We start from the raw sequence: 17,566 nt of genomic DNA, 5'->3' as shown, positions 1-17,566 counted from the left end.
GCGGGACTCCTGACGTACTCAGAGGGTGGTTTCGCCGTTGAGGCCGAAGAAGTCGTGCCATTTGGTGGCGCCGAGGAAGGTGGTGCCGGTGGAGAGGCCGACGTGGACGTCGTTGAAGCTGCCCTTGGTGAAGGCGACGATGTCGTCCTTGCCGTCGCCGTTGTAGTCACCCAGGTAGGGGAACTCGCCGGGCAGGCAGAAGAGGTCGTTCCACTTGACTGTGGTGCCGACGAACGAGGTGCCGTTGGAGACGGCGGCGTAGACGTCGGCGTCGGCGTTGCAGGTGAAGGTGACGATGTCGTCGCGGCCGTCGCCGTTGATGTCGCCGACGCGGGGTTGTTCGGTGCCGACGGCGAACAGGTCGTGCCACTTCTGGGGCGCGCCGAATCCGCTTCCTGTGGACAGGGAGACGATCACGTCCGACGCCGTGAGCGGCCCCTGGGTGAAGGTGATGATGTCGTCGCGGCCGTCACCGTTGACATCGCCGAGGGCAGGAAACTCGCCGGGGATGGAGAAGTAGTCGTGCCATTTGAGGCCGGGGCCGAAGCCTGTGCCGGTGGAGAGCGCCACGTAGACGTCGGCGTTCGTGTCGTGGGTGAACGCGATGATGTCGTCGCGTCCGTCGCCGTCGACATCGCCGACCGCACCGACCTCCGCGCCCGGCGCGAACCAGTCATGCCACTTCAGGCCGCCGCCGAAGCTGGTGCCGGTGGAGAGGGCCACGTACACGTCGGCGAGCGAGCCGTGGGTGAAGGCCACGATGTCGTCGCGCCCGTCGCCGTTGAAGTCCCCGGACAGCAGGGTTTCCCCGTTGAGGCCGAAGAAGTCGTTCCACTTGACGGACGTACCGGTGAACGCGCTGCCGGTGGAGGTGGCCACGTAGACGTCGTTGAGGCTGCCCTGCGTGAAGCTCACGACGTCGTCCCGGCCGTCGCCGGTGAAGTCCGTCGGTGACCCCGCCAGGTAGCGGCCTCCCGAGCCGCCGGGGTTGACCAGGGAGATGTAGTAGTTCCAGTTCCAGTTCGGACCGGGATCGGTGTGGTCGTTGCCGGGCATCTCGTTGTGCCCCCTGATCGCCGCGCGGGTCTTCGGCAGCCCGTACTTCTCGCAGAGGTAGCGGGTCAGCGCGGCCGACGACCGGTACATGGCGTCGGTGAACCAGGCCGGGTTGTCCACGAATCCCTCGTGCTCGATGCCCACCGCGTAGGGGTTGGCAGAGCGCGCGTGGTAGGCCGTGTCTCCCTCGCGCACCATCTGGGTGATCTCACCGTTGCTGGACTTCACCACGTAGTGCGCGCTCACCCCCGCCGACGGGTTCTGGAACCAGCTCACCGTGCCGGCGTACGACCCCTGGGTCACGTGCACCACGACGGTGGTGATCCGTGACGACCGGCCGGCCTGGTAGTTGCCGCCGTAGGCGGAGACCCAGCGGGCCGGCCCGTACTCCGGCACCGCCGCCGCGGCGACGTTCGGGCCGGCGCCGGCCGGGGTGATCGACGCGTACCGGCCCAGTTCGGGGCGCACCGGCTGCGCGGCGACCCGGACGGTGGTGGCCGCGATGCCGGTCCGCAGCAGGTCGTAGACGTGGTCGGCGTAGAGCCGGGCCGTCGAGTCGTCGGTGGCGGCGCTGTAGCGCGCCACCACCGGGTACCAGGCGGAGAGCCGGTCGCGCGCACCGGCGGTCAGTCCCTCGCTGTCGGCCAGGTCACGCAGCACCGCGGCGCCTCCGCGAATGTTGGCGGAGGTGACCGAGCGCAGCCGGTCGACCGGCTCGCCGGTGAGCGTGGCCGCCCGTTCCAGGCTGTGCTGGGTGGGGTTGCTGACGAGATGCATGACGCCGAATCCGTTGGCCTGGCTGGGCAGGCCGCCGTGCCCGTCCAGTCGGGTCTCGCCGTAGCCCACGGCGACCAGCAGGTCGCGGGGCACGTCGAACTCGGCGGAGGCCCGGGCGAAGTCCGCAGCGAGCGGGCCGGGCGCCACCGGCCGGGCCGCGTCGGCCGGCGCGGTCGCGACCTGCCCGGCGAGTACCGCCGCCAGAATGAGGGCGCACCTGCGCCTGGTCAGCCGCATGGGGTCTCCAATCCGCGGGTCACAGCGTTGTCTCGCCGTTGAGGCCGAAGAAGTCGTGCCATCTGGTGGCGCCGAGGAAACCGGTGCCGGTGGAGCGTGCGACGTGGACGTCGTTGGTGCCGCCCTTGGTGAAGACGATGAGGTCGTCCCTGCCGTCCCCGTCGGCGTCACCGAGGTAGGGGAACTCGCCGGCCAGGCAGAAGTAGTCGTTCCACTTCACTGTCGTCCCGGCGAAGCCGGTGCCGGTGGAGGTGGCGGCATACACGTCGGCGTCGGCGTTGCAGGTGAAGGTGACGATGTCGTCGCGGCCGTCGCCGTTGATGTCACCGACGCGGGGCAGTTCGGCGCCGACGGCGAACAGGTCGTGCCACTTCTGCGCGGCGCCGAACGAGCTGCCGTTCGACAGGGCGACGATGACGTCGCTGGCGGTGGCGGGGCCCTGGGTGAAGGTGACGAGGTCGTCGCGGCCGTCGCCGTTGACGTCACCGAGCGCGGGAAACTCGCCGAACGGGCTGAAGTACTCGTGCCACTTGAGGCCGGGGCCGAAGCCGGTGCCGGTGGACAGCGCGACGTACACGTCTCCGGCGGGGTTGTGGGTGAACGCGACGATGTCGTCGCGCCCGTCACCGTCGACGTCGCCGACCGCGCCGATCTCCGCACCCGGTGCGAACCAGTCGTGCCACTTCCCTTCGCCGCCGAACGAAGTGCCGGTGGACAGCGCGACGTACACGTCGCCGGTGTTGCTGTGGGCGAAGGTGACGATGTCGTCCCGGCCGTCGCCGTTGACGTCGCCGGTGGAGGCGGTCTCGCCACCGATGGAGAAGAACTCGTTCCACTTCACCGAGGTGCCGGCGAACGAGCCGCCGGTGGAGGTGGCCACGTAGACGTCGGCGAGGGCGTTCTGGGTGAAGCCGACGATGTCGTCGCGGCCGTCGCCGGTGACGTCGGTGGCGGATCCGCCGGCGATGGCGTGGGTCCGGGCCGCCTCGTTGAGCTGGGCCCGCGCCGTGGCGGCCGCCTGGTCGTACCGGTCGGGAAAACCCGACCGTTGGACGCACTGGGCGACCTGGCCGGCGCTGAACCCCGGGTTGTTGCGGTCGCAGACGATCGCCCGGGTGACGTACTGGGTGCTGGCGTAGACCGGGTCCATGATCTGCTCTGGCGTTCCCCAGCCGTAGTCCCAGCGCTGCTGGAAGACCCCGAGCGACGACTTGTCGCCACACGGCAGGTTGTTCATGTGTGACTCGACCCAGCCCGCCTCGAAGGCGGACAGCGTCACCTTGTCGTTGGCGTTGTGCGCGCGGGCGACCCGGTAGACGACCAGGGTCACCGCGGGGTCGCGGTTGGCCGGGATGGAGGTGCAGGCCAGGGTGCCGACCGGGTCGGCCTGCGCGGGCGCCGCCATGACCGTCGCCGCGGCGGTGCCGAGGGCGACCAGCAGGGCCAGGAGAGTACGTCTCACGCTGCTCCTCCCAGGGGCTCGAGCGGCCATCCTGGTGGCGTCGCGAACCGCCTCGGACACCCGTATCGAATGCTGAGAGTGTCATCAGGGCGATGATCGATGTCAATGCGTCATGAAGAATTCCTTCATTGCACGGGTCAGGGCGGGCAGGTATTGACACCGACGATTGTCGCGGGTTTACTCGCCCGCAACCGGTGTCGAGGGCATCGATCCGACCGGAGGGGACAGCCATGGGTGTGCGACGTCGCTCGCTGCTCGGTCGCGCCGCCGCGATAGGTGCGGCCGGCGCGCTCGGTGCCGTCGGCACGGTCCTGACAACGGCAGCGCCGGCCCAGGCCGCGGTGTGGAAGAAGCGGTTGACCGGCGCCGACCTCGACACCTCCAGCCGCTGGCGGGTGGCCGGCACCGATCTGGGCATCCCGTACGTGCTGGAGAACGGCTCGATCGGCTACCTCTTCGGCGACACCTTCGACACACCGTGGCCCGAGGGACCGCCCGTGCCGAACGACTGGCGCTCACCGGTGATGCTGCGTTCAGCCGTCCACCCCGCCGCGGCGGGTGGAGTGGTCTTCGACAGCGCGGCGCGGGTGGCCGGCAACGGGCGCGCGCCCGAGCTGATGCACAACGGCCACCACGGCATCGGCATCGACGGGCTGCCGGAGGTGACAGTCATCCCCAACGACGGCATCAGCTTCCCGGAGACCGACCGGCAGGTCATCTCCTACATGAGCATCGAGAACTGGAACTCCGCCGGCCCGGCCGGGCCGCAGTGGAAGTCCCGCTACGCGGGGCTGGCGTTCTCCGACAACGGCAACGACTTCGTCCGTACGCCGCTCAAGTGGTGGAACAGCCCGGACAACAGGGACCCGTTCCAGATGTGGACCATGCAGCGCGACGGCGATCACGTCTACGTCTTCTCGGTGCGCGCGGGGCGGCAGGACGGCCCGATGATGCTGCGCCGCGTCCGCTGGGACCGGCTGTTCTACCCCGAGTCGTACGAGGGCTGGGGCTGGAACGGCACCAACTGGGGCTGGGGCCGGCCCTGCACACCCATCCTCACCGGCCGTTTCGGTGAACCATCGGTGCGCCGCCTGGCCGACGGGACCTGGGTGATGTCATACCTAAACTGCCAGAACGGGTGCCTGGTCACCCGGACCGCGTCCGGACCGGACCGGGCGTGGACGGCGGAGAAGATCCAGGTGACGAGCTGGCAGGAGCCGGCTCTCTACGGTGGGTTCATCCATCCCTGGTCGAGCCGCAACGCCAACGATCTTCACCTGATGGTCTCCAAGTGGACGCGTACGCCGGACGGCCGCAGCACCGCCTACCACGTCAGCCAGTTCGCCGGCTCGGTGTGACGAGGCGCTGACCTGGCGCTCCCGGCCCGACCTGCCTGAGCTGATCGGCGGGAACGCGGCCCGCCACGTTCCGGGCGGGGTGTGAGTGGGTGAGTCAGGGGGTAGGACCAAGATTGACGACGAACGCCCCGGAGCGCAGTTGACGGGGTGCCGGCCATCCCGGAATGTCGCATTTTGGCGGACGCTGATCGAGGAGGGCCTACGGCGATGACGCAGCCGACGATGCAACCCGCTGACGCGTTGGCCGAGCTGAGCCGGGTCAGACTCGACGAGATCAGCCTCGACGACATGCTGGGCCGGATCGCCGAACTCGCCAACCGGAGCATTCCCGGGACCAGGGAGGTGACCGTCACCCTGGTTCGGGGGCAGGTCGGTTCGACCGGGGCGTTCACCGGCGAGTTGGCCCGTAAGTTGGACGAGTGGCAGTACGAGGAGCACCGCGGCCCGTGCCTCGATGCGTCCGCCAGCGGTGACACCATCTCGGTGCCGGACATGACCACCGAAGATCGCTGGCCCGCATGGGCGGAGAAGGCCCGCGCCGCCGGGGTGCAGAGCTCTCTCTCGATCGGGCTTCCCATCCAGGGGTCGGTGGTGGGCGCGCTCAACGTCTACAGCGACTCGCCGAACGCCTTCGATTCGTCCTCGATCGCGAACGCGGAAGGCTTCGCCGCGTACGCGGCGGTGGCCCTGGCCAACGCGCACCTGTACGAGAACGCCGCCACACTGGCAGCGCAGATGCAGGAGGCGATGCGCAGCCGAGCCGTGATCGAGCAGGCCAAAGGGATCATCATGGGGGACCGGCGGTGCTCGTCGGAGGAGGCGTTCGCGCTGCTGTCGAAGATCTCCCAGGACACCAACCGCAAGGTGCGCGAGGTCGCGGAGGCCCTTGTCGCCCAGGCTGTCGGAAAGAAGCGCGGGTGAGCCACGCCGCGACTGCACGATGCTCACCGACAGGGCCACCCGCACGAGGCGGGTGGCCCTGTCGGCAGATCACGCGGACCGGATCACCGCCCGCCTGATTCCGGTCAGCTCTCCGACGGCTTGCGCACCGCGTCGCGTACCCGGTCGATGACCGCCAGTACCGGACCGGCGGCCAGGTTGCCCTTCGCGGACTGGGCGCTGGGATGCGGCCGCGTCGGCGCGGACGCCTCCGCCGCCCGCACGGCGGTGGCGAGGCTGCGCAGCCGGTCGACCGGGACGTGCTGGCGCAGCTGGGGGAACTCGTAGCGTTCCTCGTAACGGGCGTGCGTGAGTACGGCGTCGCGCAGCAGGACGATCCCGGTGTCGAAGCCGTCGGCGTCCACACCGCCCTTGATCAGGGTTTGCAGGGTCTCCTTCGCCTGCCGCTCCTCGTCGAGCCGGTCGTCGACCATCGCGTCCCCACCCCCACCGGGCAGCGTCCGGGCGAGCGGGTGGACGACCTCCTCCTCGGCGGTCTCGTGCGCGGCGAGGAGCTTGACCAGATCGTCGAAGGCGTCCCGCCGGGTGTCGCCGGTGCTGCCGATGACCAGCAGGAAGAGCTGCTCGATCTGGGCGTGCTGCGCGAGCAGCAGGTCGACCACGTCCTCCTCGGGCCCGGGCGTGGTCGGAGCGTCGGCGTCAGGCATGGCTGCCTCCTTCGGCGCGCAGCGCCTCGATCGGGTGCGGCCCCTCGGTCTCCATTCGGTACTCGTCGCCGAAGCGTTCCCGGTGCATGTCGATGACCTGCTCGCTCGGCGGCTTCTGGCCGTCGTGCAGTTGCTCCTGCATCCACTCGAAACGCTCGTGGGCCTCACGGACGTAGCCCTCGCCGAGTTTGGTGAGATCCATCTGGGTGGCCAGCAGGTGGCGCAGGTAGTCCTTGTTGGGCTCGAAGGTCAGCGGCTCCGGCAACCCGGCCGTGCCGACGATCTCCTCGGGTTCCCGGCCGTCGTGCCGGCGCAACAGGTCGGCGGCCTGCTGGAGGTGAGCCAGCTCCATCTGCAGGTGCAGCTCCCAGACTGCCTTGATCCGGGGGTCGCTCTCCTGTTGCAGGAAGGAGTAGTAGAGCCAGCACTCGTTGTACTCGTGGGTGAGCAGTCGCTCCCACCAGTTCTCGCCCGGGTCCAGCAGGGACTCGTAGTGGGTGACGTGCTCCTGCTCGATGAGGCTGATCTCCTGGTAGAGCTGGCGCGCGATCGGTTCCATGTACTGCGGGCCGACGTTCATGTAGTAGAACATCACCTGCTGCTCCGCCGAGAGGATCGTCAACGCGTGCAGCTTCGAGCGCGGGTCCACCGAGTTGCGGTCGTACGGGGTGCGAACCTCGTCGAAGGGGTGCCGGTGCTCCTGAATGGTCGGCCGACCCGGCATGACCTCGGTGAGACCGTTGACGATCTTCTCCGCCTTACGCCGTTCGACCATCTCGTAGAGGTTGGCGTAGCGGTACAGGTGGTCGAAGTCCTCCAGCACGCCGAACTCGTACGCCTGCTTGAGGTAGGGGTCGGGTTCGTGTCGGGCCACCCAGGCGGTGAGGTCGACGGCCACCTGTTCGTAGCCGAGCGTCGTCTCGAGCACGCTGGCGACGCCGGGAAGCAGCCAGTTCACCACCCTCTGCTGCTGGCTCTCCACGTACCGGACGTAGGCGAGCTGCCGGCGGACCTCCTGGTCCGGGCAGTTCCGGGCGAACTGGTGCTGGAAGTTGATCGCCTCGACCTCGATGCCGTTCATCGTGATGATCCGGCACCGGGTGTACGGGTCGACCGCCTCCGGGTCGATCGGCTCGACGTTCAGTTCACGCCAGTTGCGGATCTGACCGTCGAGCGGGATTCCTTTGTGGTCCAGGGGGTTGAACATCTCTCTCCTTTGTCGGGGGAGGTGGGACATACGCGGAGGGCAGGGTGCGGCGCCACCCGGGCCGCGCTGAGGACACGGCCGTGGAGTGGTGGCTGCGGAAGAGGAATCCGGTCCGTCACACGTTGCCTCCGCCATCGACGAGGGTGCCCACCCGCCGCGTGTGGGCGCGAGGCAGGGATGACCATCGAAGGGCGCGTGTCTTGACCCGAAAATCACGCTACCCACGGCAAGCGGGCACAAACCAAACCCGTCCTCCGGGACCTGGATCCGGCGGCCACGCGAGGCTGGAGACGGGTGTGAGTACCCGTCCACTGGGTAGGGCGTCCACCATGCTGAAGAGAGCGGTGTGGCAGGGACTGGTGGCAGGTCTGGTGGGGGCGGCGGTGATGACGGCTGCCGAGAAGGTCGAGCAACGGGTGACAGGCCGACCCGACTCGTACGTGCCGGCCCGGGTGCTGGCACGGCTGACTGGCCTGCCGGAACGTCCGGGGCAGCAGCCGCGGTGGCAGAACCTGGCGATGCACTACGGGCAGGGCGCGCTGGTCGGCGTGCTGCGAAGTGTCATGGCCCAGGCCGGCCTGCGCGGCACCTGGGCCTCGGGGATGTTCACGGCGGTGCGCCTGACCAGCGACCAGATCCTGGAGAACGCCACCGGTGTGGGGGCGCCCCCGCTGACCTGGCCACGTGCGGAACTCGCCATCGACATGGTGCACAAGTCCATCTACGGGTTCGCCACCGGCGCGGTGGCGGATGTGCTCGCCGCCCGCGACGGCGCCGGACCTGGACAGCGGCACGCGGCACTCCGGCCCGGTCGCCACTCGGACGTCGGCCCGCTGCCGCGTGCCGCGGTGCGTCGGGGCTGACGCGTCACCTGCCACTGTCGGCCGAGGTGCTGCGGGCGGGGCAGTGGAGTGATTAGCTGCACGGATGATCGCCCCCGTTTCCCTCGGCACCTGGCCGACTCCGCTGGAGGCCGCGCCCCGGCTCGCCGCCCGGCTGGGCCTGGCCGAGCTCTGGTTCAAGCGTGACGACCTCAACGGCCTCGGCGGTGGCGGCAACAAGATCCGCAAGTTGCAGTACACCTGCGCCGAGGCGCTCGCAGTCGGCGCCACCACCGTGATCACCTCCGGCGCACCGCAGAGCAACCACGCCCGCCTCACCGCCGCCGCAGCCGCCCGGCTCGGCCTCGCCTGCGTGCTGGTGCTCGACGGCCCGCCCCCGGACGAGCAGCGCGGCAACCTGCTGCTCGACGGGCTCGCCGGCGCCGAGATCGTCTGGGGCGGGCACCGACCGCTCGCCGAGGTGGTGGCGCACGAGGCGGAGAGCCGATCCGCGTACCTCATCCCGTTCGGCGGCACCTCGCCCGCGTCCACCCAGGGTTACGTGGACTGCGCTCGGGAGCTGCGCGCCCAGGTGCCGGACATCGACTCGGCCGAGGTCGTGGTGGCGCTCGGCTCCGGTGGGACGATGGCCGGCCTCGTGCAGGAACTGGGCGCCGAGCGGGTTGTCGGCGTGAGTGTCGGCGCCGTGCCCGACCCGCGCGCGACTGTCGCCGGGCTGCTCGTCGGCGAGGTCGAGCCGGACGCGCTGCGGATCGACGGCTCCCAGGTGGGCGCCGGGTACCGCACGCTCACCGACACGGCGCGGGCGGCGTTGGAGACGACCGCGCGCGACGAGGGGGTCTTCCTGGACCCGACGTACACCGGTCGGGCGATGGCTGCGCTGCTGGCCGGCAGCTTCCCGCACGGCGACCGGGTGATCTTTCTGCACACCGGCGGCCTTCCCGGCCTCTTCGGCCACCCGCAGGTCTAGGTCCCCGGGTCTCATTCGGGCCAGGCGGACTCCTCGATGACCCGGACGAAGTCGATGTGGCGGTAGCCGGGCACCCGGTGCTCCAGCACGTCACCGTTGACGGTGCCGAAGGTGGTGTCCGGCCGGTGCCGGAAGCCGTCGGCGAACGCGTCGACGATGGCTCGCTTGAAGTTCGGCCGCGGGTGCGCCGTGGTGACCGCCGCGATGTCGGCGGGCGACAACTCGTGGTAGCCGATGCCGAGCACGTCCGTCTCGACCCCGGCGGTGACGAGGGCGACCTCGGGCTCCAGGCGGTACGGGACCTCCGGTGTGGTGTGCAGGGCGATGCCCTCCCACACGAGCCGCGCCTCGCGCTCGCCGATGCCGTTCGACCGGAGGAAGCGGCGTGCCTCGTCCGCGCCGTCGAGTTCGAAGCGCTGATCGTCGCGGCGGTAGCGTTCGGTCAGCCCCAGGTCATGGAACATCGCGCCCACGTAGAGCAGCTCGGGGTCGGCCTTCAGGCCGAGCCGCCGACCCTGGAGCGAGCCGAAGACGAAGACCCGCCGGGAGTGATGGAACAGCAGGTCGTCGGTGGCCTGGCGGACGAGCTCGGTGGCGTCGTTGGCGAGCCGTGAGTCGGGGATCTCGATGCCGGCGATCGTCTGGCTCATGGAGGTTCCTGTCGGTCCGGGAGCCCGGCCGGGCTCCGATGCGTCAAGCGTCACCCGAGCGGACCGGCCAGCGCCCCGTCCCATCTGCCATGCTTCCCTCAGATCGGGACATGGGTGAAGGGGGCCACGCTGTGGGCAGTCCGGCGGCAGAGCCGCACCGGGTGACGGCTCTGGTCTTCGACGGGATGAAGCTACTCGACCTGGCCGGGCCGTTCGAGGTATTCGCGGAGGCCGCCAGGTTCGGCGCACGGTACGAGCTGGAGGTGCGCTCCAGCGACGGCGCCGCGGTGCGCGCCTCGACGGGTATGCGCGTCCCCGTGGACGGCGACGTCGCTTCGGCGACCGACGTCGGGACCACCCTCGTGGTCGGCGGCGATGCGCTCCCGACGAACCCGATCAGTGCTGAACTCACCGCCGCCGCGACGGCTCTGTCCCGCCGGGCCGCTCGTACGGCCTCGGTCTGCACCGGCGCCTTCGTGCTGGCCGGCGCCGGCCTGCTGGACGGCCGGCGCGCGACGACGCACTGGCAGCACGCTCGACTGCTCGCTGCCGCGTTCCCGAGGGTGCGGGTGGAGCCCGATGCCATCTTCGTGCAGGACGGGACGATCTTCACGTCCGCCGGGGTGTCCGCCGGCATCGACCTCGCGCTGGCCCTGGTGGAGCGTGACCACGGCGAGGAGATCGCCCGGTCGGTCGCGCAGTCACTGGTCGTGTTCCTGCAACGGCCCGGCGGTCAGTCGCAGTTCTCTCCCTCGCTGGCCCTGCCCCGACCGGGCACCCCGGTGCTGCGACAGGTGACCGACGCGGTGGCAGCGGACCCGGCTGGCGACCACTCGGTGACCGCCCTCGCCAGCCGGGCTCATGTCAGCCCGCGTCACCTCTCCCGGCTGTTCCGGCAGGAGCTGGGCAGCAGCCCCAGCAAGTACGTGGAGGGCGTGCGGGTCGACGCGGCCATCCGCCTGCTGCACGCGGGCCAGTCGGTCACCGCCTGCGCCCAACAGGTCGGCATCGGCAGCCCGGAGACGTTGCGCCGGATGTTCCTCGCCCGGGTCGGAGTGTCGCCACGTGCCTACCAGCAGCGGTTCCGCACGACGGCACGTGTCCCGGAGACGGTGCTGGACGACGAGGACGTCGTCGAACCGTGACCCGCGCGACCGCTGCCCGTCACTCCCGCGCTGATCAGCGTGCGACGTGGCGGTGCCCTCCGGTGGGGTCGCGCCGAAGGGCACCGCGCCGAGATGTGGAACGGGGGTCAGGCCGTGGCGAACTGCTCGCGGTGGTCGTTGGCGAACTCGGCGAAGCTCCGTGGCGCCCGGCCGACGACGTTCTCGACATGATCGTTGGTGAAGTCGCCCCAACCGGAGCCGTAGGCGACCCGGTACTCGGCGAGGACCTCCGCCGTCCACTGGTCGAGGCCCGCCCGGAGCAGGTTGTCGCGTGCCTCTTCCGGGCTCTGCGGTACGTAGCGCACCGGCTGTCCGAGCGTACGGGCGATGTCGTCGGCGGCCTGGTGCAGGGTGATGCTCTCCGGGCCGGTGGGCGTGTAGATCCTGCTCTCGTGCCGCCCGGGCGCGGCGAGGATCGCCGCCCCTGTGGCGGCGATGTCCCGTGCGTCGATCACACCGACCCGCGCCTCGCCGAAGAGCCCGTAGAGGTGCTCTCCGGCCTTGGAGCCGAGCAGGTTCTGCATGAAGTGGCTCGGGCGCAGGATCGTCCAGGGGATGCCCGACTCCTGCAGCTCGGCGTCGGAGAGCGCGTGCAGGCGGCCGTTGCGGGTGGGCGCGTCGTGTGCGGCACCGATGGCGGAGAGTCGGACGATGTGCCGCACTCCGGCCTGCCGGGCGGCCCACACCGCGTTCATGCTCTGGCTCGGCGCCGTCGGGCCCATCGGCGTCAGCAGCCACAGGGTCGTCACGCCCTCGAACGCCGGGGTCAGCGTGGCGGGGCTGTCCAGGTCGCCGACGACGTAGTCGACACCGTCGAGCCTGGGCGTGCGGGACATGTCCCGTACGAGGGCGCGCACCGGCTGCGCGCCGGCGAGTTCCCGCAGCACCTCCCTCGACACGGTGCCGTTTGTTCCGGTGATCAGAATGGTCATGGTCGTCCTCCCGGTCAGGTAGACCGCGGTCGGGCCGCTGGTCGACGTCAGCGACCATATAGTCCAAAAGCTGTACCGTCCAATGATTGGACCAACTTATGAAGCGCAGCACACTCAAGGAGCAGGACCCGGACCTCGGCATCCTGGCCGTGCAGCTCTCCGCGCGCGTCCAGCGCGAGATCTTCCGGCGCTCCGCCGAGCACGGGTTCGACGATGTCCGACCCCGCCACGGCGCGGTGCTCGCGTACCTGGACGCGGAGGGCACCCGCCCCGGCGAGCTCGCCCGCCTGGCAGGCCGCAACAAGCAGACGATGGGCGCGATCCTCGACGAGTTGGAGCGGCTGGGCTACGTCCGGCGTACGCCCGACCCGGCCGACCGGCGGGCGAAGCTGATCGTGCCGACCGATCGGGGCCTCAGGTTCATGGAGCTCTCGGACGGGATCGTGAACCTGATCGAGCAGAAACTCTCCGACACGCTCGGCTCCGATCTCTATCAGGATTTCCGCAGCGCGCTGGGCCGTGGCGTGGCGAGCCTCCCGGCAACCGGTCACGACACCGAGGGCTGAGACGGCGTCACCCGTCGCGCCCTGTCGGGGTGCGTAGGGCCGCGAAGGTGTCGTCCGGCTGATGTCGGGAACGCGGCATCCCGCAGAGACGCAGGCGGTTCCGTGGTGATCGGGAAGGGGCAGCGATGAGCCCGAAGAGTGCTCAGGGCGACGCGAGCGGCATGTCGGGCGTCGAGGGCGTCGACATGAAGCTGGAGGTGATCGTCATCCCGGTGTCGGACGTCGACCGCGCGAAGGCGTTCTACGTACGCCTCGGGTGGCGCCTCGACCAGACACCGCCGGGCATCGTCCAGCTGACGCCGCACGGTTCCGGGTGCTCCGTGCAGTTCGGCCCCGGGCTCACGCCGGCGGCGCCCGGCTCGGCCATGGCCTACCTGGTCGTGTCCGACATCGAGGCGACCCGCAACGCCCTGGTCTCCGCCGGCGTCGAGGTCGGCGGGGTCTTCCACGTCAGCCCGGCCGGCCCGGTCGACGGGCTGGACCCGGAGCGGCGCAGCTACGTCTCGCGCGCCACGTTCCGCGACCCGGACGGCAACACCTGGCTGATGCAGGAGATCACGAACAGGCTTCCGGGTCGGATCGAGAGTGGGCTGACGTCGTACGGCTCGGCGACCGACCTGGCGAGCGCGATGCGACGCGCGGCTGCCGCCCACGGCGAGCACGAGGAGCGCACCGGCCAGCGGGACGAGAACTGGCCCGACTGGTACGCGGCGTACATGGTCAGCGAGCAGTCGGGGGCCACGCCACCCGAGTGAGCCCCGCAACGCGAGGTGGCGGTCGGCCGGTCAGCGCAGCCCACGGACGAGGTTGTCGACCAGGGTGCGGGCGAAGTCCTCGGTGAGCGGCAGGTCGGGGACGAGGAGCCGGTGGTAGCAGGCGCCCCAGAGCTGGTCGACCACGGATTCGGGGTCGATGTCGGCGCGTAGCTGCCCCCGGGCCATGGCCCGGGTGAGGGCTTCCACGGCGAGGGCCCGGCGGGGGCCCGAGTAGCGCTGCCGATAGGCGTCGGCCAGCTCGGGGTCGGTCTGCGCCTGCGCGATGAGGTGGGCGATGACCCGCCCGGCGGGGGTGTCGCGCACGAGGTGGACGAAGGCGACGAGCTGGTTGGTCAGGTCGGCGACGATGTCGGCGGTGTCGGTGAAGGCCAGCGTGGGCGCGACGACGGTGAAGTAGCCGTCCAGGGCGAGTGCCCCCTTTGAGGGCCACCACTTGTAGATCGTCATCCGGCTGGCCCCGGCCTGGGCGGCGACCTTCTCGATGGTGAAGCCGGCCATGCCCTCGGCCAGCAGCAGATCACCGGCGGCCGTGAGGATCTCCGCGCGTACCTGGTCGGCGGGTCGGCGACCACGGCCACGCCGGGGTGGCGTGTTCGCATCCGGGGTGAGCTGGGCCACTGGTCCTCCGAATTATATGGACAGAGTGTCTTCGTGCTGGTTATATGGACACAGCGTACACAACGGTGCCCCGACAGCAGGACGCACCGCGACGACGACCGAAGGAGACGAGGAACATGACGGGTCTACGACGGCGACAGTTGGGTGCCTCCGGGCCGGAAGTGTCGATCATCGGCCTCGGTGCGATGGGCATGTCGGACCTGTACGGGCCGGCCGACGAGGCGGAGAGCGTCGCAACCCTGCACGCGGCGATCGACGCCGGTGTGAACCTGGTCGACACCGCCGACTTCTACGGGTCGGGCCACAACGAGATGCTGATCGGCCGTGTGCTGCGGGAGCGCCGCCGAGAGGAGCTGGTGATCAGCGTCAAGTTCGGCGCGCGCCGGACACCGGACGGCGGGTTCCAGGCGGCACCGTACGACGTGTCGGCGGCAGCGGTGAAGGACCGGCTGGCGTACTCGCTGCGCCGGTTGGGCACCGACTACATCGACATCTACCGGCCGTCGCGGCTGAACCCGCAGGTGCCGGTCGAGGAGACCGTGGGCGCGCTGCTCGACATGCAGCAGGCCGGCTACATCCGGCACATCGGGCTCTCCGAGGTGAGCGCGGACAGCATCCGTCGGGCTGCCGCGGTGGCACCGATCAGTGACGTCCAGATCGAGTACTCGCTGCTGTCGCGTGGCCCGGAGGCCACGATCCTGCCGGCGCTGCGCGAGCTGGGCATCGGCCTGACCGCCTACGGTGTGCTGTCCCGAGGTCTGCTCAGCGGGCACTGGTCGGCAGATCGTGAGCTGACCGGCACGGACTTCCGGGCGAACAGCCCACGGTTCCAGGGCGAGCACCTGGCCGCGAACCTGCGCCTCGTGGACGCGCTCGGCCGGGTCGCCCAGCGATTGGGGGCCACCACGAGTCAGGTGGCGATCGCCTGGGTCGCCGCGCAGGGTGAGCAGATCGTGCCGCTGGTAGGTGCGCGGCGGCGGGATCGGCTGGCCGAGTCGTTGTCAGCAGCCGACCTGACGCTGGATCAGGAGACGTTGGACGAGATCGAGCGTGCCGTGCCGGCCGGTGCTGCCTCCGGCCAGCGGTATGCGGCGCCGATGATGGACCTGCTCGACAGCGAGAAGTGACGGCCACGTCAGGGAGTTGACCGCCAGACCGTCGGATGGCTCGGTCATCAGCCGATTGTCGACCTGTACCGGTCCCAGGCTCGCACCAGCTCCATCCGGTTGTTGATGCCAAGCTTGTGGTAGATGGACCGGAGCTGGGTGTCCACCGTGTGGAACGAGACGAAGAGGTGCCCGGCCGCTTCCTTCTTGGTGGCACCGGCGGCGAGCATCTCGGCCACCCGCTCCTCGGCGGGCGTGAGCGCGTCGATGCCCGTGCGGGACGACTTATCGACCGACGATCGACGGCGTGGGGTGGCCGCGAGTTCGGCGCATCTCCGGTCGGCGGTCGCCTGGTCGCCCGGCGCGCCGTTGCGGGCGTAGAGGGCGGCCGCCTCGTGCGCGGCGTCCCACGCCTCGGTCGGATGCAGCCGGGGATTATTGGCGAGGTCGAGCAACGCGTCGGCCAGGGCCGGCCACGCGGTGGTGGTGCGCAGCCCGGCGATCGCCGAGCGGAGTGCGTCGGGGTCGCGATCGAGCAGCCCTCTGGTCTGGTCCGCCAGTGCCTGCCACAGCGGGACCGGCGTCCGTGTGGCCACCAGTGCGACAAGTTCGGTGACCCGGCGGGCGGCCTGCGTGTCGCCAGCGGCCACTGCCACGCGGACCAGGCGGGGGCCGAACTGCGGCACCGGCAGGAGAGGCCGCACTGACCGGTGCAGGTCGGCGACGATGCTGTTGAGGAGGCTCGACGGCTCGCTGAGGGCCGGATCGCGGACGGCGACGCAGAGAGCGGGAGTCCACACCGTACTGTCCGGCCACCGTCTCCGGGTCAGGCAGGTACGCAGGATGGCGCGCGCCGCATGGTGATCGCCCCGGCGGTGGTGCACCTCCGCGATGACCGTGACCAGCAGGGCACGTGTCTCCTGACTGATGTCCACCGAGTCGGATCCGAGCCTGGTGGCCGCGAGGGCGGCAGCCTCGGGCAACTCGCCCACCGCGACCATGCGCAGGCAGTCCAGGGCGGTCAGGGTGCCGCTCAACGGCGTACCGGTCGAGGTGGTGTCGTCGAAGGCCTGACCGATCGCCGTCCGGGCATCCTGGTGCCGACCGAGGCCGAGCTGCACCAGGATTCCTTCGGCTCGGACCGAGGTGACGTCCCGTCGGGCCGCCCTGGCGTCCGGGTCCATGGCCGTCAGGACGGCGTGCGCGCCGGGCAGGTCTCCGTGCGACAGCGCGCGGGCGGCCCGGCCGAGGGCGAGGTGGCGGGCGGATGACCAGTCACCCGCTGTGGCGTGCGCGGTGCCCGCCTCGCGCAGCAGGGCATCGGCGTCCGGATGCCCGGTGCGGGCAGCGACGGTGGCGATGACGGCGAGCAGAGTGGCCCGGCTCGGAGCGTCCAGCCGTTGGTTCAGCGACTCCCGTAGGCCCGCGAAGGCGACCGACGGTGGCTCCAGCGCCGCGATCTGTGCCAGGCGACCGAGCAGCAGGGCGCGGTGTCGCTCACCGCGGCCATTCGCGGCGATCTCCACCGCGAGGACGCGCAGGGCAGCCTGGCCGCGCCCGTCGAGCCGGAGCTGATCCGCCGCGGCGAACAGCCACCGTTGTCGTTGCTCGGCGTCGGCGGCGATGTCGTCAGCCGGGATGGCTCCGGCGTTGAAGGATGATTCGGACAATGGCGTTCTCCCCGGTGGTTACCCGGCGCGTCGAAATGCCGTCCTGCGACCGAGCCTAGCCATGGCGGCAGAGGCGGGCGACCAGATCGACGAACCGGCGCGATTGCACCGAATGGCCCACGACGTCCCGGATTTGGCGTGCCGTAATGGCGCGATCACGTGATGCGACGGCGCCGCACCGGCCCCGATCATCGAAAGCATGGCTCACTCCACGTCGCCCCTCGATGGTTGGCTGCCGAGCAGCGCAACGGGTCGGCCCGACTGCTGTTCGACAGCCAACGATCGGCGCGAGCAGCCGGGGTGGCCCGGGCTTCCGGGCGTGCACCGGCTCCGGGTCGTACTGCTGGCTCTCGTCGTGTTCGCCAGCACCGGGGCCGGTGGCCACGCTCCACCGTGGACCCGTCTGGTGGTGGTGGCGACCGCGGTGGCGGTTCCCGCCGCGATCGCAGTCCAGTACGGGTGGTCCTCCGTGCGCACCCTGCTGGGGCTGCCGTCCCGGCCACGCCTGCTAGGCGGATCCGTGTCCGCGCCCAACCCGGCCCAACCGGAGTGAGGAGACAGCGATC

Annotated in this window: 17 protein-coding genes; 9 read left to right on the top strand and 8 right to left on the bottom strand. The window is 70.4% G+C overall.

The annotated features are described in order from the left end of the window. Window positions 1-18: 18 nt before the first annotated feature. Together KBX46_RS03115 and KBX46_RS03110 are read right to left on the bottom strand one after the other, a co-directional pair. A complete protein-coding gene (locus tag KBX46_RS03115; protein WP_210790651.1) occupies window positions 19-2,070 on the bottom strand; it encodes an N-acetylmuramoyl-L-alanine amidase in 2,052 nt (683 codons plus the stop codon). A gap of 19 nt (window positions 2,071-2,089) precedes the next feature. Continuing rightward, entirely contained in the window at window positions 2,090-3,532 is a 1,443-nt protein-coding gene (locus tag KBX46_RS03110) for a VCBS repeat-containing protein (protein ID WP_210790639.1), read from the bottom strand. A gap of 230 nt (window positions 3,533-3,762) precedes the next feature. On the opposite strand from KBX46_RS03110, the gene KBX46_RS03105 reads away from it, so the two are divergent. Continuing rightward, on the top strand, window positions 3,763-4,890 hold the full coding sequence (locus tag KBX46_RS03105; protein ID WP_210790637.1) for a DUF4185 domain-containing protein: 1,128 nt from the start codon (window positions 3,763-3,765) through the stop codon (window positions 4,888-4,890). 207 nt (window positions 4,891-5,097) lie between these two features. Beyond that, entirely contained in the window at window positions 5,098-5,811 is a 714-nt protein-coding gene (locus KBX46_RS03100) for a GAF and ANTAR domain-containing protein (protein ID WP_088948870.1), read from the top strand. 104 nt (window positions 5,812-5,915) lie between these two features. On the opposite strand, the gene KBX46_RS03095 is transcribed toward KBX46_RS03100, so the two are convergent. Next, window positions 5,916-6,497 (bottom strand): hemerythrin domain-containing protein, encoded by a 582-nt coding sequence (locus tag KBX46_RS03095; protein ID WP_210790635.1) that lies wholly within the window; start codon window positions 6,495-6,497, stop codon window positions 5,916-5,918. Then, window positions 6,490-7,704, bottom strand: coding sequence for a hypothetical protein (locus KBX46_RS03090; protein WP_088948868.1), 1,215 nt, complete (start codon window positions 7,702-7,704; stop codon window positions 6,490-6,492). Before KBX46_RS03090 ends, KBX46_RS03095 begins: the two co-directional genes overlap by 8 nt. Window positions 7,705-8,033: 329 nt before the next feature. Between KBX46_RS03090 and KBX46_RS03085 the strand changes: the two genes are divergently transcribed. Further along, window positions 8,034-8,567, top strand: a complete 534-nt coding sequence (locus tag KBX46_RS03085; RefSeq protein ID WP_088948867.1) for a hypothetical protein — start codon at window positions 8,034-8,036, stop codon at window positions 8,565-8,567. A 64-nt stretch (window positions 8,568-8,631) separates the two neighbouring features. After that, window positions 8,632-9,516: a pyridoxal-phosphate dependent enzyme gene (locus tag KBX46_RS03080; protein ID WP_210790632.1), complete on the top strand. Its 885-nt coding sequence runs from the start codon at window positions 8,632-8,634 to the stop codon at window positions 9,514-9,516. 11 nt (window positions 9,517-9,527) lie between these two features. Here the strand turns inward: KBX46_RS03080 and KBX46_RS03075 are convergent, their stop codons facing one another. Beyond that, window positions 9,528-10,166: an HD domain-containing protein gene (locus KBX46_RS03075; protein WP_088948865.1), complete on the bottom strand. Its 639-nt coding sequence runs from the start codon at window positions 10,164-10,166 to the stop codon at window positions 9,528-9,530. Between the two features lie 110 nt (window positions 10,167-10,276). On the opposite strand from KBX46_RS03075, the gene KBX46_RS03070 reads away from it, so the two are divergent. Beyond that, entirely contained in the window at window positions 10,277-11,311 is a 1,035-nt protein-coding gene (locus KBX46_RS03070; RefSeq protein ID WP_210790630.1) for a GlxA family transcriptional regulator, read from the top strand. A gap of 107 nt (window positions 11,312-11,418) precedes the next feature. Here KBX46_RS03070 and KBX46_RS03065 read toward each other — a convergent pair whose 3' ends face one another. After that, complete coding sequence (locus tag KBX46_RS03065) at window positions 11,419-12,264, bottom strand: SDR family oxidoreductase (protein ID WP_210790627.1); 846 nt, start codon at window positions 12,262-12,264, stop codon at window positions 11,419-11,421. Between the two features lie 86 nt (window positions 12,265-12,350). Between KBX46_RS03065 and KBX46_RS03060 the strand changes: the two genes are divergently transcribed. Further along, window positions 12,351-12,830: a MarR family winged helix-turn-helix transcriptional regulator gene (locus KBX46_RS03060; protein ID WP_247666800.1), complete on the top strand. Its 480-nt coding sequence runs from the start codon at window positions 12,351-12,353 to the stop codon at window positions 12,828-12,830. 125 nt (window positions 12,831-12,955) lie between these two features. Continuing rightward, window positions 12,956-13,585, top strand: a complete 630-nt coding sequence (locus tag KBX46_RS03055; protein ID WP_141909955.1) for a VOC family protein — start codon at window positions 12,956-12,958, stop codon at window positions 13,583-13,585. A 30-nt stretch (window positions 13,586-13,615) separates the two neighbouring features. Here KBX46_RS03055 and KBX46_RS33075 read toward each other — a convergent pair whose 3' ends face one another. After that, on the bottom strand, window positions 13,616-14,224 hold the full coding sequence (locus KBX46_RS33075) for a TetR/AcrR family transcriptional regulator (RefSeq protein ID WP_088948863.1): 609 nt from the start codon (window positions 14,222-14,224) through the stop codon (window positions 13,616-13,618). Between the two features lie 116 nt (window positions 14,225-14,340). On the opposite strand from KBX46_RS33075, the gene KBX46_RS03045 reads away from it, so the two are divergent. Continuing rightward, window positions 14,341-15,351: an aldo/keto reductase gene (locus KBX46_RS03045; protein ID WP_210790625.1), complete on the top strand. Its 1,011-nt coding sequence runs from the start codon at window positions 14,341-14,343 to the stop codon at window positions 15,349-15,351. A 47-nt stretch (window positions 15,352-15,398) separates the two neighbouring features. Here the strand turns inward: KBX46_RS03045 and KBX46_RS03040 are convergent, their stop codons facing one another. After that, a complete protein-coding gene (locus KBX46_RS03040) occupies window positions 15,399-17,000 on the bottom strand; it encodes a helix-turn-helix transcriptional regulator (RefSeq protein WP_210790622.1) in 1,602 nt (533 codons plus the stop codon). Between the two features lie 199 nt (window positions 17,001-17,199). Here KBX46_RS03040 and KBX46_RS03035 point away from each other — a divergent pair, with 199 nt between their 5' ends. Then, window positions 17,200-17,553, top strand: coding sequence for a hypothetical protein (locus KBX46_RS03035; protein ID WP_210790620.1), 354 nt, complete (start codon window positions 17,200-17,202; stop codon window positions 17,551-17,553). Window positions 17,554-17,566: the final 13 nt, after the last annotated feature.

Source organism: Micromonospora sp. C81, assembly GCF_018070425.1.
In the GTDB taxonomy this organism is placed as follows: domain Bacteria; phylum Actinomycetota; class Actinomycetes; order Mycobacteriales; family Micromonosporaceae; genus Micromonospora; species Micromonospora zamorensis.
This window is presented reverse-complemented; position numbering and strand designations above follow the sequence as displayed.

Coding starts and splice junctions, on each gene's coding strand:
- KBX46_RS03115 (WP_210790651.1), bottom strand. CDS start 2,070: ATGCGGCTGACCAGGCGCAGGTGCGCCCTCATTCTGGCGGCGGTACTC.
- KBX46_RS03105 (WP_210790637.1), top strand. CDS start 3,763: ATGGGTGTGCGACGTCGCTCGCTGCTCGGTCGCGCCGCCGCGATAGGT.
- KBX46_RS03100 (WP_088948870.1), top strand. CDS start 5,098: ATGACGCAGCCGACGATGCAACCCGCTGACGCGTTGGCCGAGCTGAGC.
- KBX46_RS03095 (WP_210790635.1), bottom strand. CDS start 6,497: ATGCCTGACGCCGACGCTCCGACCACGCCCGGGCCCGAGGAGGACGTG.
- KBX46_RS03090 (WP_088948868.1), bottom strand. CDS start 7,704: ATGTTCAACCCCCTGGACCACAAAGGAATCCCGCTCGACGGTCAGATC.
- KBX46_RS03085 (WP_088948867.1), top strand. CDS start 8,034: ATGCTGAAGAGAGCGGTGTGGCAGGGACTGGTGGCAGGTCTGGTGGGG.
- KBX46_RS03080 (WP_210790632.1), top strand. CDS start 8,632: ATGATCGCCCCCGTTTCCCTCGGCACCTGGCCGACTCCGCTGGAGGCC.
- KBX46_RS03075 (WP_088948865.1), bottom strand. CDS start 10,166: ATGAGCCAGACGATCGCCGGCATCGAGATCCCCGACTCACGGCTCGCC.
- KBX46_RS03070 (WP_210790630.1), top strand. CDS start 10,277: ATGGGTGAAGGGGGCCACGCTGTGGGCAGTCCGGCGGCAGAGCCGCAC.
- KBX46_RS03065 (WP_210790627.1), bottom strand. CDS start 12,264: ATGACCATTCTGATCACCGGAACAAACGGCACCGTGTCGAGGGAGGTG.
- KBX46_RS03055 (WP_141909955.1), top strand. CDS start 12,956: ATGAGCCCGAAGAGTGCTCAGGGCGACGCGAGCGGCATGTCGGGCGTC.
- KBX46_RS03045 (WP_210790625.1), top strand. CDS start 14,341: ATGACGGGTCTACGACGGCGACAGTTGGGTGCCTCCGGGCCGGAAGTG.
- KBX46_RS03035 (WP_210790620.1), top strand. CDS start 17,200: ATGGCTCACTCCACGTCGCCCCTCGATGGTTGGCTGCCGAGCAGCGCA.